The organism is Arthrobacter sp. MYb224 (genome assembly GCF_002975455.1).
GTDB lineage: Bacteria > Actinomycetota > Actinomycetes > Actinomycetales > Micrococcaceae > Glutamicibacter.
In genome coordinates this window covers 502,257-516,564 of sequence record NZ_PCPU01000003.1, presented here as the reverse complement: position 1 = coordinate 516,564, position 14,308 = coordinate 502,257, and the positions used below count along the sequence as shown (strand labels likewise).

Annotated in this window: 12 protein-coding genes; 7 read left to right on the top strand and 5 right to left on the bottom strand. The window is 59.5% G+C overall.

Annotated features, from left to right (window positions below):
- Positions 1–28 precede the first annotated feature (28 nt).
- Complete coding sequence (locus tag CQ017_RS08425; protein ID WP_105553311.1) at positions 29–1,537, bottom strand: CoA-acylating methylmalonate-semialdehyde dehydrogenase; 1,509 nt, start codon at positions 1,535–1,537, stop codon at positions 29–31.
- 124 nt (positions 1,538–1,661) lie between these two features.
- Here CQ017_RS08425 and CQ017_RS08420 point away from each other — a divergent pair, with 124 nt between their 5' ends.
- Both CQ017_RS08420 and CQ017_RS08415 read left to right on the top strand, forming a co-directional pair.
- Positions 1,662–3,284, top strand: a complete 1,623-nt coding sequence (locus tag CQ017_RS08420; protein WP_105553310.1) for a PucR family transcriptional regulator — start codon at positions 1,662–1,664, stop codon at positions 3,282–3,284.
- 52 nt (positions 3,285–3,336) lie between these two features.
- Positions 3,337–4,149 carry a shikimate 5-dehydrogenase gene (locus tag CQ017_RS08415; RefSeq protein ID WP_105553309.1) on the top strand — a complete coding sequence of 271 codons (813 nt, stop codon included), beginning with the start codon at positions 3,337–3,339 and terminating at the stop codon, positions 4,147–4,149.
- On the opposite strand, the gene CQ017_RS08410 is transcribed toward CQ017_RS08415, so the two are convergent.
- Both CQ017_RS08410 and CQ017_RS08405 read right to left on the bottom strand, forming a co-directional pair.
- Complete coding sequence (locus CQ017_RS08410; RefSeq protein ID WP_105553308.1) at positions 4,146–6,122, bottom strand: acyl-CoA dehydrogenase family protein; 1,977 nt, start codon at positions 6,120–6,122, stop codon at positions 4,146–4,148. The genes CQ017_RS08415 and CQ017_RS08410 overlap by 4 nt on opposite strands.
- Positions 6,123–6,356: 234 nt before the next feature.
- Positions 6,357–7,022, bottom strand: a complete 666-nt coding sequence (locus CQ017_RS08405; RefSeq protein WP_105553307.1) for a metalloregulator ArsR/SmtB family transcription factor — start codon at positions 7,020–7,022, stop codon at positions 6,357–6,359.
- A 93-nt stretch (positions 7,023–7,115) separates the two neighbouring features.
- Between CQ017_RS08405 and CQ017_RS08400 the strand changes: the two genes are divergently transcribed.
- On the top strand, positions 7,116–7,532 hold the full coding sequence (locus CQ017_RS08400; protein ID WP_105553306.1) for a hypothetical protein: 417 nt from the start codon (positions 7,116–7,118) through the stop codon (positions 7,530–7,532).
- An 86-nt stretch (positions 7,533–7,618) separates the two neighbouring features.
- On the opposite strand, the gene CQ017_RS08395 is transcribed toward CQ017_RS08400, so the two are convergent.
- Positions 7,619–9,001, bottom strand: coding sequence for an aspartate aminotransferase family protein (locus tag CQ017_RS08395; RefSeq protein WP_105553305.1), 1,383 nt, complete (start codon positions 8,999–9,001; stop codon positions 7,619–7,621).
- Positions 8,998–9,471, bottom strand: a complete 474-nt coding sequence (locus tag CQ017_RS08390; RefSeq protein ID WP_105553304.1) for an Lrp/AsnC family transcriptional regulator — start codon at positions 9,469–9,471, stop codon at positions 8,998–9,000. The genes CQ017_RS08395 and CQ017_RS08390 overlap by 4 nt, the downstream gene beginning before the upstream one ends.
- Before the next feature lie 270 nt (positions 9,472–9,741).
- Between CQ017_RS08390 and CQ017_RS08385 the strand changes: the two genes are divergently transcribed.
- The 4 genes from CQ017_RS08385 to CQ017_RS08370 are packed head-to-tail and all read left to right on the top strand — an operon-like array spanning position 9,742 to position 14,304.
- Positions 9,742–10,974 (top strand): PotD/PotF family extracellular solute-binding protein, encoded by a 1,233-nt coding sequence (locus CQ017_RS08385; RefSeq protein WP_105553303.1) that lies wholly within the window; start codon positions 9,742–9,744, stop codon positions 10,972–10,974.
- 10 nt (positions 10,975–10,984) lie between these two features.
- Entirely contained in the window at positions 10,985–12,208 is a 1,224-nt protein-coding gene (locus tag CQ017_RS08380; protein ID WP_105553302.1) for a PotD/PotF family extracellular solute-binding protein, read from the top strand.
- A 6-nt stretch (positions 12,209–12,214) separates the two neighbouring features.
- A complete protein-coding gene (locus tag CQ017_RS08375) occupies positions 12,215–13,375 on the top strand; it encodes an ABC transporter ATP-binding protein (protein ID WP_105553301.1) in 1,161 nt (386 codons plus the stop codon).
- Entirely contained in the window at positions 13,372–14,304 is a 933-nt protein-coding gene (locus tag CQ017_RS08370; RefSeq protein WP_105553300.1) for an ABC transporter permease, read from the top strand. Before CQ017_RS08375 ends, CQ017_RS08370 begins: the two co-directional genes overlap by 4 nt.
- Positions 14,305–14,308: the final 4 nt, after the last annotated feature.

Here is a 14,308-nt window from a genome sequence, read left to right as displayed (position 1 = left end):
CTCAAACCACGTGGGCACGCGGGGAAAATTAGTCGTTCTGCGGGAAGCCGAGGTTGATTCCGCCGTGGCTCGGGTCCAGCCAGCGCTTGGTGATCACCTTGTTGCGGGTGAAGAACTTGAATCCCTCCGGGCCGTAGGCATGCTGGTCGCCGAACAGCGAGGCCTTCCAGCCGCCGAAGGAGTGGTAGCCCACCGGGACCGGGATGGGCACGTTCACGCCCACCATGCCGACCTGGATTTCGTTTTCGAAGCGGCGCGCGGCGCCGCCGTCGTTGGTGAAGATCGCGGTGCCGTTGCCGTACTTCGAGGCGTTGATCAGCTCGATGCCCTCGTTGAACGTATCCACGCGGACCACCGAGAGCACCGGGCCGAAGATCTCATCGGTGTAGATGGACATGTCGGTGCCGACGTTGTCGAACAAGGTGGGGTGCAGGAAGAAGCCGTTGCCGTCCGCGTCCAGCGCCCCGGTGCGGCCGTCGACCACCAGCGAGGCGCCGGACTCGATGCCCGCCTCGATGTAGCCGGCGACCTTGTCACGGTGCTCGCCGGTGATCAGCGGGCCCATATCGCAGCCGCGGGTGCCGTCGCCCACGCGCAGGTTCTTGGCGCGCTCGGCGATCTTGGCGACCAGCTCGTCGGCGATGTTCTCCAACGCCACCACCACGCTGATCGCCATGCAGCGCTCGCCGGCCGCGCCGAAGCCGGCGTTGATGGCCATGTCCGCGGCCAGGTCCAGATCGGCGTCGGGCAGCACGAGCATGTGGTTCTTGGCGCCGCCGAAGGCCTGGACACGCTTGCCGTTGGCGGTGCCGGTGGAGTAGACGTACTGGGCAATGGGGGTGGAGCCGACGAAGGACACCGAAGCGATGCGCGGATCGTTCAGCAGCGTGTCTACGGACTCCTTGTCACCGTGCACCACATTGAGCACGCCCTCTGGCAGGCCCGCCTCGGCGAACAGCTCGGCCATCCACTGGGCCGCGGAGGGATCCTTCTCCGAAGGCTTGAGCACTACCGCGTTGCCCGAGGCGATGGCGACCGGGAAGAACCACAGCGGCACCATGGCCGGGAAGTTGAAGGGGGAGATGATGGCGGAAACCCCGACCGGCTGGCGCTGGGACTGCACGTCCACACCGGTGGAGGCGTTCTCCGAGTATTCGCCCTTGAGCAGGTAGGGGGCGTTGCAGCACAGCTCGACAACTTCCATGCCGCGGGCCACTTCACCCAGTGCGTCATCGAGCACCTTGCCGTGCTCCGCGGTGATGATGGCTGCCAGCTCGCCCTTGCGCTCGGCGAGCAGCTGGCGGAAGTTGAACATGATCGCGGTGCGGCGGGCCAGCGAAGTATCGCGCCACTTGGGGAATGCTGTGTGGGCTGCGGCGATGGCGGCTTCGGTGGTGTTCTTGGACGCCAAGGCGACTTCGCGGGCAATCTCGCCGGTGGCAGGGTTGTAGACCTTGCCGGTGCGGGTGTCGCCTTCGCCGGAGAACGGTGCGTTATTGACCCAGTGCTGCAGAGTTTCGGTCATCGTAGTCGTCATGAGAAAGTCCCTTCAAGTGCGTTCGTGGTTATCTGATTCCATCTTGCGCCACCAATATGACAAGTAACACAAGCGATGTGTCATGATTTAGGCGGAAGGTCTTACGCTTTGTAAAGGTTGACGGATGAGTGCTGAAACAACTGGTTCCCTGACCATGGCCGACGTGCTGGCGCTGAAGGTCGTGCAGAACGCCGAACCGCTGGTCCTTTCGGGGGAGAAGAACCTCGATGTGCGCCTGCGCTGGGTGCATGTCACCGAGTCGGCAGAGAACGTCGATCTGCTCTTCGGCCGCGAAGTCGTGCTCACCACCTTGCGGAATGTGGAGCCCAGCGTGCAGCGGCTGCGTGCGTTCATGACCAAGCTGGAGGATTCCGGAGCGGCCGGGGTGGTGGTGGAACTGCTGGAGGATCCCGGCGGCGCGGATGCCGGCATCGGCGCACGCCTGGCCGAAGCGGTGAATGCCCTGGCGCTGCCGGTGATCCGGTTGCGCAAGAAAGTGCGTTTCGTGGAGATTACCGAGGTCATCCACGAGCGTCTCGTGGCGGAACAGCTGGCCGCGGTGCAATTTTCCCGAAACGTCCACGAGATCTATACCGAGCTTTCGCTGCATGAAGCCGATGAACAGCGCATCGTTGAGCGCACGGCGGAGCTTTTGCAGGCTCCGGTGGTCTTGGAAGATGTCCGCCACCATGTGCTCGCCCACGCCGGTGCCGGATACGGGGCCGAATCGGTGCTGGAACACTGGATCAACCGCTCGAAATTCGTCGGATACGCCGAACAGACCGGGCGTGGCCACGGCGCCGAAAGCTGGCTGCAAACCCCGGTCGGCGCGGTCCGCAGCCGATGGGGCAGGCTGGTGGTTCCGGCCGAGCTCGAGGACGAGCACAACGCCGCCCTGGTCTTGGAGCGGGCGGGCCAAACCTTGACCATCGCCCGATTAGCCGGCCGCGACCAGCGCGAACTTCTCTACCAGGCCCGCACCTCGATGCTGCACGAGCTGCAGCAGCACCACTCCTACACCGACAAGGAAGTGGCCGTACGCGCCGAGTCTCTTGGCCTGGATGCTGGAGCGCACTATGTCCCGCTGGTGGTCTCGCTGGCCGTGGGGGAGGCTCACAGCCCCACGGACATCCAGCTCCGCGAACGAGAAGTGCTGGAAGTCGTAGACCAGGTGGCCGAGAATATGCGTCTGGGAGTGCTCGCCGGATCGCTGCGCTCCGGATACCTCGGGGTCATTCTCCCCGTCGCGGCGAAGCAGCTGGTGGAAAACTCGCTGCAGCGGTTCACCCGACAGCTGACCGAGATGCTCTCCGCCCAGGTCGCCGTCGGGGTGGCGGCCGAAGAAACGAGCATCAGCGCGAGCGCTCGCCGGTTGGAAGAGGCGGCCCTCGTCGCGGAGATCGTTCCCAACCTCCCGACCCGAGCCCGGCCCTACTACCGCTTCGCGGACCTGCGCTTGCGCGGGGTGCTCTCGGCCATGGGCCAGGATGCGCGCATGCGCAGCTTCGCGCTGACCGAACTATCCGGGCTGCTGAACCCGCCAGATGAATCCGGCCTGGAGCTGCTTCAGCTATATCTGGAGCATGCTGGCAACAAAAGCGCGTTGGCCAAACAGGGCTATCTCTCGCGGCCAACCCTGTATGCCCGATTGGCGAAGCTCGAAGAGAAGCTTGGGGTATCGCTGGATTCTGCAGAATCCCGAGCCAGCTTGCAGGTAGCGTTGCTTTGGTATCGAATGCACGGATAACTGGATCCGGCAGTTGCACCCACCACGAGGCCAGCGGAGAAACGGAGCACCCATGCCCATACTGAACAAAGATATGACCCTGTGCATTTCGCTCTCGGAGCGTCCCTCGAATCTCGGCACGAGATTCCACAACTACCTCTACGAGGAACTCGGGCTGAACTTCATCTACAAGGCGTTTGCTACCCAGGATCTGGACGGTGCCATCGCCGGGGTTCGGGCCTTGGGCATCCGCGGTTGTGCCGTCTCAATGCCGTTTAAAGAAGATGTGATGGAGCTCGTGGACGTCATCGAGCCCTCGGCAGCGTCCATAGAATCGGTGAACACCATCGTCAATGACCAGGGTGTGCTTCGCGCGTCGAATACCGACTACGAAGCCATAGCGAAGTTGATAACCCACCACGGGCTAAACCCGAACGCCTCGGTGCTGGTCCGGGGATCCGGAGGCATGGCGAAGGCGGTCATCGCAGCATTCCGCGACGCGGGATTCGAAAACTTGACGGTGCTGGCCCGCAACGCAGCTAGTGGAAAGGAACTGGCCACGAAGTATGGCTACCGCCATCAGGTTGGCGACCCCGAACCAGGGCACGATATTTTGGTGAATGTGACCCCGCTGGGCATGGACGGGCCACACCAGCAGGAGTTGGCCTTCGAATTACCCCAGCTAGCGGCCGCAGAAACCGTCTTCGACGTGGTAGCTTTTCCAGCGCAGACACCGTTGATCCGCGCCGCAGAACAGCTGGGGAAACAGGTCATTACCGGTGCCGAGGTCATCGCCTTGCAGGCGGCGGCGCAATTTGAGAAGTACACCGGAATTCGGCTCAGCGAGGACCAGGTGCGACGCGCTTCGGAGTTCTCCCGCAGCTAGTCCGCGCTGGGGCGCCGCGCGGCGGCGCCGTAGGGTCTGCGGACATCCTCGCGAGGTTCCGCGGACCATTCGGCGATCCACGGGCCGGTGCCTTCCGAGACGTCACGCACGCCCTCTTCGAGCCATTGGAAGTCACCATCCAATAGCTTGGCGGCAACCTGTTCGTCACGGTGCGTGGTATTGCTCCACAGGTGGCTGAAGTGCTCTTCGCAGCGTTTGGTCGCCTGTTCGCAAAATGCCTGGGCCAGGGTTTCGGCAGAGAATCTTTGGGCGGCGCCCGAATCGTGGAGCGACAAGGTCTTGGTGATCGTTGCGGACATGGCGAACAGCTCGGCGCCGATGTCCACGATGCGTCCCAGGAATACCTGCTGTTTCTCCATGCCGGACTGCCACCTCGCCATTCCGGCAAAGGTCTGGCGTGCCAGGCGGCGTGAACTGCGTTCGATATACCGCAAGTGCTTGGCCAGCGGCCCCCGGTCCGAAAAGGACCCCGGCACGGTACCGGCTCCGACCATCAGCTTTGGCAGCCAGCGGGCATAGAAGCCGGAGGCCTCCATGGCGGCTCGGGCCTTTTCCTCCAGCGTGGCATCGCTCTGCGCCAATGCCCCGGCGGCTTGGAGGTGAGCGTCAACCGCCTCGCGGGCGATCAACAGGTGCATGATTTCGGTGGAGCCCTCGAAGATGCGGTTGATGCGCAGGTCGCGCAGCAGCTGCTCGGCCGGGACCGCCCGTTCGCCCCGGGCGGCCTGGGAAGCGGCGGTTTCGAAGCCACGCCCCCCGCGGATCTGAATGAGCTCATCGGCGATCTTGCAGGCGGCTTCGGAACTGTAGAGCTTGGCGAGCGCCGCTTCGATGCGGACATCTTTCATTCCCGCATCGGCGAGGCTCGCGCTCAGTTCAAAGACCGCCTCCAGCGCGTAGGTGCTTGCCGCCATATAGGAGAGCTTGGCGACCACCGCCTGGTGCTTGCCCACGGGGTGGCCCCATTGCACCCTGGCTGCGGACCATTCGCGAGCAATTTTTGTTGCCCATTTCCCGGCGCCCGCGCACATCGCGGGAATTGACAACCGTCCGGTGTTCAAGGTGCTCAACGCGATTCTCAGCCCCGAGCCCTCTTTGCTCAGCCGATTCTCCACCGGTACCTTGACGGCGGAGAAACGGGTGACACCGTTTTCAATCCCGCGTAGCCCCATAAATGCGTTGCGGTTTTCCACCGTGATGCCCGCAGAGTTCGCCTCGAGGACAAACGCGGTGATCCCGCCTCGTCCTGCCGGCTCGGTTCCGCAGGCTTCGTGGGGCTTCACCGCTGCCATCACCACCAGCAGGTCTGCCACTACGCCATTGGTGGTCCAGAGCTTCGAACCTTCCAGAAGATAATGCGTACCGTCCTCGCTCAACGTCGCGTGGGTGCCCAAGCGCGCCGGATCGGAGCCGACATCGTTCTCGGTCAGGAGAAAGGCGCTGATTTCCCCTGCCGCGCAGCGTGGCAGGTATTCGCGTTTCTGGGCATCCGTGCCGAAGCGCTTCACGGGCTCTGGGACGCCGATGGATTGGTGCGCCGAAAGCAGCGCGCCGAGTGCGGGGGACACCGAACCGACGCGCATCAAGGCGCGCCCATAATCCAGCAAGCTCAGTTCCATCCCGCCGTATTCCTCAGGGATTTTCATGCCGAACGCGCCCACATCCCGTAGCGCGGCTATGTATTCATCCGGTACGCGTGCGTCTTCTTCAATACCGGAAACGTTGAAGCCATCCAGCACGGTTTTCAGCTCGGCAAGGAATTTTTCTCCGCGCGCCGCGGCCTTCGGGTCCGGAACTGGCATCGGGGTGATCAGCGAGAAATCAACCTCACCCATATAGAGGCCCTTGGCGAAACTAGGTCGTTCCCAGCCTTGCTCGCGAGATGTCTCGGCAACTTCTCGGGCTTGGGCCGCGTCGATGCTTGCGCTTGATGGTTCCGGATTCGGGCACATGGCAGATCCTTTGCACTCCAGGCGCGTTTTGCCCTGGTGGCATCTGCGCCTGTCCTTTGGTTGGCCCAAGCCTAACCCTGAACTAGCAGACAAGAAAGGGGGCGTGCCTTGGCGTGCAGAAGAGGAACCGCCACTCGATGAAGAAGTCGAACAGCACCGATGGCTGCTGGCCGGCGAGCACCACGGAGCATGAAGCGAAAATGCTGCAAGACCTAGCCCTAGCATTGCCTCTCGCTAGGTCAGCGGGTCCAAACGTACACAGCAATGCCCGGTTTCTGGTGTGACCGGACAGGCACGATAAGGGGCATCGCCGGATTCGAGGAGCGCCGCTAAGAGCTCGCGGTTCATCAGGCATACGGTGTCCCGGTGCTGTGCCGAAAGCTGGTGGAAGGGACAATCGGTGAGGTGAATCGAGCCTGCGGTATCCGTCTGTGGCAGATAGCCGCCATTGGCCAGGGTCTGTTGCAGGGAGTCTTTGGAGGCCGCGATACCCCGTCCGGTTTCGCGCGAGACTTCGGCGAGCAATTCATTGACCGGCCGTTGTTCCAGTGTCGCCCGTTCGATGGCTTTAGCCATAATTTGAGCGGCCAGCGTGTATTCGCGGTGCGGGACGCTCGCCTCGATCTCCCGTGCAACGGGTGAATACAGTTTTGCGGGACGTCCCGAGCCGGGGCCGGTGTTTTCGCGCAGCTTGCGAAACTCATAGCTCAGCAGGCCCTCCTTGACCAGCCGTTCAAGCTGAAATGACACCGTATTTCGCGGTAGTTCCAGCGCTTGCGCCACCGCATCGCGGCTGGCCGGCTCCGCGGAGCGGGAGAGGAATTCGTAGATTCTCGCGCGGAGCGGGTCGGCTAATGCGGAGACCGCCTGGACCGAACGTTTGCGGGGAAAGAACTGCATAAGTTAAGTGTAAATCTAAAATTGGTTTTTGTTGACTTAGAGAGTACGGGGTTCTAAAATAAGATTATCTGATTTTAGAAAGGAGGGGTGGACATGGCTTCGACGGCTATGAGCGCAGCGGAAGTCCGCTCGCGCGCACTGGAGCATCAGGCGTTCGTGCTGCTGCGCACAATCTTTACGGTGGCCCCGATCTTGTTCGGCTTGGACAAGTTCTTCAACTTGCTCACCGACTGGACGGTTTACCTCGCACCATTGGCCACCGACATCATTCCGGTGTCGGCCCAACAATTCATGTACGCCGTCGGTATCGTGGAAATTGCCGCCGGCATCTTGGTGGCTCTGCGGCCAAAACTGGGTTCTCTCGTGGTGAGCCTCTGGCTGCTGGGAATCATCGTGAACCTGCTGATCCTGCCCGGGTACTTTGACGTTGTCTTGCGCGACTTCGGACTGCTAGTCGGCGCACTGGCGCTCAATCGGTTGGCTGCGGCACGAGCGGCGGCGCACCGATAGAGCTGACTTCCAGATGAATGTAGCGACCGGCTCCTTGACGGAACCGATCGCTATATCCAGTTTGGAGCCTATTGTCCTGGGGTCGACTAGATCTTGTTGGAGGCCTCAGAAAGTACCGCACGCAAGATCGATTCAATTTCATCGAATTCCGGTTGCGCGATGGTTAGCGGGGGCGCAAGCTGGATGACTGGGTCTCCTCGGTCATCGGCGCGGCAGTACAGCCCGGCCTCCCACAACGCAGGGGAGAGATACTGGCGGAGCAGCCGTTCGGATTCCTCATCGTTGAAGGTCTCCTTGGTGCTCTTGTCCTTGACCAGTTCGATCCCGTAGAAGTACCCGGCACCGCGAACGTCACCGACGATATCCAGGTCCTTGAGTTTGTCCAGCGTCGACTTGAAGTTCTCGGCATTGTTCTTGACATTGTCGTTGAGTCCCTCGCGCTCGAAAATGTCGAGGTTTGCCATAGCAACGGCTGCCGCCACCGGGTGACCGCCAAAGGTATAACCGTGATAGAACGTGGTGTCGCCCTTGGTGAATGGCTCGAAGAGCTTGTCCGAAACCACCATGACGCCCAGGGGTGCGTAACCGCTGGTGAGCGCCTTCGCCGAGGTGATGATGTCCGGAACGTAGCCGAAGTCATTGCAAGCGAAAATCGAGCCGATGCGGCCGAATGCGCAGATGGTTTCGTCTGAAACGAGTAGCACATCGTGCTCATCGCAGATTTCGCGTACGCGATCGAAGTACCCCGGAGGCGGTGGGAAGCAACCGCCGGAGTTCTGGACCGGTTCCAGGAAAACCGCCGCGACGGTGTCGGGGCCCTCGAACTCGATAGCCTCGCGGATTCTTTCCGCCGCCCACAGCCCGAAGTCCTTTTCATTGTCGGCAAACATTTCGGGTGCTCGGTAGAAGTTGGTATTCGGAACCCTGAAGGTTCCCGGAACCAGCGGTTCGAAGGGTGTCTTCATATCCGGCAAGGAAGTAATCGCCAATGCACCTTGCGGTGTGCCGTGGTAGGCCAAGGCCCGCGAAATGACCTTGGTTTTTCCCGGCAGACCCTTCATCTTGAAATGTTGCTTGGCAAGCTTGAAAGCCGACTCCACCGCTTCACCGCCACCGGTGGTGAAGAAGACCCTGTTCAGATCTCCCGGTGCATAATGCGCTAGCCGCTCGGCCAGGTCGATTGCCGGTTCGTGCGCGTAGGACCAAAGCGGCATAAACGCCAACTTTTCGGCCTGTTTGGCGGCCGCTTGCGCAAGCTCGGCGCGCCCGTGTCCGGCGTTGACCACGAACAGTCCCGAGAGCCCGTCAATATACTCCTTGCCCTGATCGTCATAGATCTTATGCCCGTCGCCGCGGGAAATAATTGGCACATTGCCACCGTTGTGAAGGCCTGAGTGGCGGGCCATATGCATCCAAAGATGATCGCGAGCTGCCTGCTGGCGATCGGTACCGCGTGGAGTTGTACTCATCGTGTTCCCCAGTTGTATTCCTGTTTTTTCAAAGAAAGGTACGTGTACGTATTCGTGCTGACGACGCCTTCGGTGCCGCGGATCTTGCTGATGACGCGGAGGAGGTCTTCATCGCTGGAACAAATGACTTCGGCCAGGATGTCGGCGCTTCCTGCGGTCACCACGCAGTAGTCCACTTCTTGAACTGCTGCGATGCGGTCCGCGGTCCCGTTGATGTCGCTTGAAGCGGTAATTCCGATCATTGCTTGCCGGGTGAAACCCAGCTCCAATGGGTTGGTTACCGCCACAATTTGCATGGCTCGACTGTCCACCAATTTCTGCACGCGTTGACGGACTGCTGCTTCGCTCAGGCCCACGGCCTTGCCTATCGCCGCGTAGGATCGGCGACCGTCTTCTTGCAGCTGTTCGATGATTTCCTTGGAAATCTCATCGATTATCGCCGTCGCGTGGCCATTCGGTGGCATGGTCATTCGGTATCGACCTCCCAGGTCTTTCGATGCGTATTCGCCACCCAAAAGCATCAAGCGTTTGGGTATAGCACCGACCCTACAGCTACTGATCCAGTTGCGAAAGGGGGAAATTTTGTTTGTTTCCAGCATTGGAAACACGAAATTAACAAGGATTCTTGCGTCCACCCCTTGTTTCGCCAGCAAGGAACTGACATTATGAACGTCATTGATATGTTGTGTGGCACGTCACAGTCACCCGATAATTTGGACAATTCAAGTTAGGACAGATCCATGTCTCACTCGCGAGGACAACTTCCTGAAGATCCAAAGATCCGAGCTCTCGTGCAAGCGATGAGCCAGCGATCGATGTCTCGACGCGGCGTGCTGGGGGCAGCCGGCGCCTTGGGGCTAACCGGTTTGCTGGCAGCCTGCGGCACCGGCGGATCCGGCGGTGGCTCCAACGGGCCAGCGGCCGCCGTCAAAGACATTTCGGAAACCGACCCCACGGTCAATTGGGCCAACTGGACCTTGTATCTGGATTATGACGACAAGGAGAAGACCTACCCCACCCTTGACCAGTTCACGAAGCAGACCGGAATCAGCGTCAATTATGTCGAGGACATCGACGGCAACGACACCTATTACGGGAAGGTGCAAGGCCAGCTCAATGCCGGTCAGGACATTGGACAGGACCTGATTACGCTCACCGACTGGATGGCTGGACGCATCATCCGCCAGGGATACACCCAAGAGCTGGATCACGCGAACATCCCAAATATGGCCAATTTGCTTCCGAACCTCCAAAATGTCGACTTCGACCCAGGGCGAAAGAATTCGCTGACCTGGCAGACCGGCTACGCCGGAATCGCTTGGAACAAGAAGAAGTTCCCGAAGGGGCTGAAGAACGTCTCGGATCTTTGGGATCCTGCGCTCAAAGGTCGCATCACGGTGCTCGATGAAATGCGCGACACCATGGGCCTGCTGATGTTGGAAAACGGCGTCGACATCACCGGTTCGTGGGGCGAAGCGGAATTCGGTGCGGCACTAGATGACCTGCGCAAAAACATCGGCAACGGCCAGATTCGACAGGTTAAGGGCAACTCCTACAAGGAGGACTTCATCTCCGGCGACGCGGTGGCAGGCGTTGTCTGGTCCGGGGACATAGTGCAGATGAACTTCGAAAACGATGACCAATGGGAATTCATCATCCCGGAGGCTGGCGGAGCCCTGTGGAGCGATAACTTGATGGTTCCCATCGCTTCACCGCGAAAGAGCAATGCCGAAGAGCTCATGAACTTCTACTATGACCCGAAGGTTGCCGCGGAAGTTGCAGCCTATGTGAACTTCATTTGCCCGGTTGTCGGCGCCAAGGAAGAAATGGAAAAGATCGATCCTAGTTTGGTGGACAACCCGCTGATCTTCCCGACAGACGAAGACCTGAGCCACGCACACGTCTTTCGTTCGTTGAGTGCTGAGGAGGAAAACACCCTCGGCAGTGAATTCCAAAGCGCGATTGGAGCCTAGGGATAAAAATATGTCACGCCAACGAGCCATTAACGAACAACGAGGCCGACTTTCCCAAGCCATCGGGCAGGCACAAGCGAGCCGACGCGGAGTGCTTGCCGGGGCGGCAGGCCTTGCGCTCGCTGGACTGCTCGGCGCCTGCGGAACCAAAGGGGCCAGCAGCGGTCCGGCGCAAGCACTAACCCCGGGAATAGATATTTCGGATACCGAAGAACTCGTGCGATGGGCAAACTGGACCCTGTACTTGGACTATGACGACAAGGCCAAGCACTATCCAACGTTGGAACAGTTCAAGAAATCCAGTGGTTTGGAGGTGCGGTACGTAGAAGACATCGACTCCAATGATTCCTACTACGGAAAGGTGCAGTCGCAGCTGGCATCCGGACAAGATATCGGCCAAGACCTGATGGTTCTCACCGACTGGATGACCGAACGCGTGATTCGGCTGGGATACGTACAGGAGCTTGAGCATGCAAATATTCCGAACCTGAAGAATTTGCTTCCCAGCCTGAACGATGTCCGGTTCGACCCTGGACGCACCAAGTCACTGACCTGGCAGTCCGGTTACACCGGTCTGGTATGGAACAAGGAAGCGTTCCCTAAGGGGCTACGCAACGTGGAAGACCTCTGGGCTCCTGAGCTCAAGGGGCGGGTGACGCTACTCGACGAGATGCGCGATACCATCCCGATTCTGCTCCTTGACCAAGGTATCGATATCACGGGCCAATGGGGTCAAGACGAATTTTCCGGCGCGATCGAAATTGTGGAGAAGAACATCCAAAACGGACAGATCCGCCAAGTTAAAGGCAACTCCTATAAGCAGGACCTCATCTCAGGCGATGCATTGGCCGGGATCGCTTATTCCGGCGATATCACGCAGCTGAACTATGAAGAGGGCAACAAGTGGGAGTTCATCATGCCCGAGCGCGGTGGATTGATCTGGTCAGATAATTTCATGGTTCCCATCGGAGCGACGCATAAGAAAAATGCCGAAAAGCTGATGGACTTCTACTACCAGCCAGATGTCGCGGCAGAGGTCGCAGCCTACGTCAACTATCTGTGCCCGGTGGTTGGGGCACAGGAAGAAATGGAAAAAATCGACCCGGATCTGGTCAACGATCCGCTGATATTCCCAACCGAAGAATTCCTGAACAAAGCAAGCACGGAACGAGAACTGTCGGTCGAAGAAGAAAACGACTTCCAAAACCAGTTCCAAGAAGTAATTGGGGTATAGAACGTGATGAATACCAACACCGCAGAGCCATCGATCAAGCAGGTGGAACTGCCGCGCAGCGACGGCGCGGACCTGAATCTTAAAGGCGTCACCAAACGCTTCGCGGAATTTATTGCGGTCAAAGACCTGGACCTCATGGTTCCCTCCGGGACATTTTTCGCTCTGCTCGGGCCTTCGGGCTGCGGCAAATCAACCACTTTGCGCATGATCGCCGGATTGGAAGCGCCAAGCGAAGGCCAAATTTCTATTGGCGGCAAGGACGTTACCGCGCTGCCAAGTCATCAACGCGAAGTCAACACGGTCTTCCAGTCCTATGCGCTCTTCCCGCACATGACGGTGCTGGAAAACGTGGCTTTCGGGCTAAAACGCAAAAAAGATAAACAGGCCATGGAAAAGGCCAGGGCCGGGCTCGAAATGGTGGAATTGGCGCACCTGGCAAACCGCCGCCCCGAACAGCTCTCTGGCGGACAGCAACAGCGCGTCGCCCTGGCGCGGGCACTGGTGAACCGACCCCAGGTGTTATTGCTTGACGAGCCGCTCGGCGCCCTCGATATGAAGCTGCGCCGGCAGATGCAGATGGAACTGAAATCCATTCAAACCGAAGTCGGCCTGACCTTCATCCATGTGACGCACGACCAGGAAGAAGCCATGACCATGGCGGATGTCGTCGCGGTGATGAACGAGGGCCGAATCGAACAGATGGGCGCGCCGCGCGACCTATACGAACTTCCTAAAACAGCCTTTGTGGCAAACTTCCTGGGTAAATCAAACCTCATGCGCGGAACGGTTACCGGGGAACGCGACGGACTGCTGGAAGTTGCGGCCTCCGGGCACAAAATAGTCGTCGCCGTGGACCGGGCAGTGCAACACGAAGGCGAGATCGTTGTTGGAGTGCGCCCGGAGAAGCTGCACTTGAACCGTGAAGCGCCCGCCGAGGCGACGGGGTACAACGAGCTCAGCGGTGAGGTTATCGATGTTTCGTTCACCGGAACCACAACCGAATACCTGATCGAAGTCGCTGGCATTGGCCGAATCGGAACTTTTGCGCAAAACCGTGGACAACAATCGGCCGAAGTGGGGGAGACCGTATATCTCAGCTGGGATAGCGCACACTCCTTCGGACTAGCCGGCGATGAACTTGTCGATGCCGGAGTTGATAAGACATGAGCAATACGGTGATGACCAAGAAAGGAAAGATTGCGGATCTGCGCAGCCGCGACGAGATCAAGGCCGAACGACGCAAGGGGCGAACCGGTGTATATCTGGTGGTGCCCGGCCTGCTGCTGCTTTTGTTGTTCTTCGCAGTTCCGGTCATGGTGTTGCTTTCGATGTCGCTGTACGCGAGACCAGAAGGGGCCAGCATCGGTGAATTCGTCCCGGCACTTGAATTCCGCAATTATGCGACGGTGCTCGGATCGTACTGGCCCGACTTATTGCGCTCCTTCGGTTTTGCGCTCATCGCTACGGTGCTGGCACTGCTGATCGGCTATCCGATGGCGTACCTCGTCGCCGTGCGCTTGCGCCAGCATGGGCTGCTTCAAGGAATCTTGCTGGTCCTGCTGATCGCACCTTTTTTCTCCAGCTTCATTCTGCGCACCCAGGCGTGGAAGCAAATCCTGGCTGATGAAGGATTCGTGGCGCAAACGATGAAATTCCTTGCGATCCTGCCCGCGGATGGGCACCTGACCGCCACCCCATTTGCTGTGGTGGCCGGTTTGACCTATAACTTCCTGCCGTTCATGGTGCTTCCCATCTATGCGAACCTTGGCCGTTTAGATACGAGACTGCTAGAGGCCTCCGGAGATCTGTATGCCGGGCCAATGACCTCGTTCTTTAGGGTGACGCTGCCGTTGTCTGCGCCAGGTGTTTTTGCCGGCACGCTCTTGACCTTCATCCCGGCGGCCGGCGACTACGTGAACGCTGCGCTGCTGGGCAACAACCGCAACACCACGATGATCGGACAAGTCATCGATTCACGATTCTTCAAGGTCATCGACTACCCGGGAGCCGCGGCGCTGAGCTTCGTGTTGATGCTCTCGATCTTGGTACTGGTCACGATCTATATCCGACGATTCGGAACCAAGGAATTGATGTAGGAGA

What these genes read in the sequence shown, in the direction of transcription:
- CQ017_RS08415 (WP_105553309.1), top strand. Translation starts at nt 3,337, where the DNA reads ATGCCCATACTGAACAAAGATATGACCCTGTGCATTTCGCTCTCGGAG.
- CQ017_RS08380 (WP_105553302.1), top strand. Translation starts at nt 10,985, where the DNA reads ATGTCACGCCAACGAGCCATTAACGAACAACGAGGCCGACTTTCCCAA.
- CQ017_RS08395 (WP_105553305.1), bottom strand. Translation starts at nt 9,001, where the DNA reads ATGAGTACAACTCCACGCGGTACCGATCGCCAGCAGGCAGCTCGCGAT.
- CQ017_RS08375 (WP_105553301.1), top strand. Translation starts at nt 12,215, where the DNA reads ATGAATACCAACACCGCAGAGCCATCGATCAAGCAGGTGGAACTGCCG.
- CQ017_RS08390 (WP_105553304.1), bottom strand. Translation starts at nt 9,471, where the DNA reads ATGACCATGCCACCGAATGGCCACGCGACGGCGATAATCGATGAGATT.
- CQ017_RS08410 (WP_105553308.1), bottom strand. Translation starts at nt 6,122, where the DNA reads ATGTGCCCGAATCCGGAACCATCAAGCGCAAGCATCGACGCGGCCCAA.
- CQ017_RS08425 (WP_105553311.1), bottom strand. Translation starts at nt 1,537, where the DNA reads ATGACGACTACGATGACCGAAACTCTGCAGCACTGGGTCAATAACGCA.
- CQ017_RS08385 (WP_105553303.1), top strand. Translation starts at nt 9,742, where the DNA reads ATGTCTCACTCGCGAGGACAACTTCCTGAAGATCCAAAGATCCGAGCT.
- CQ017_RS08370 (WP_105553300.1), top strand. Translation starts at nt 13,372, where the DNA reads ATGAGCAATACGGTGATGACCAAGAAAGGAAAGATTGCGGATCTGCGC.
- CQ017_RS08420 (WP_105553310.1), top strand. Translation starts at nt 1,662, where the DNA reads ATGAGTGCTGAAACAACTGGTTCCCTGACCATGGCCGACGTGCTGGCG.
- CQ017_RS08405 (WP_105553307.1), bottom strand. Translation starts at nt 7,022, where the DNA reads ATGCAGTTCTTTCCCCGCAAACGTTCGGTCCAGGCGGTCTCCGCATTA.
- CQ017_RS08400 (WP_105553306.1), top strand. Translation starts at nt 7,116, where the DNA reads ATGGCTTCGACGGCTATGAGCGCAGCGGAAGTCCGCTCGCGCGCACTG.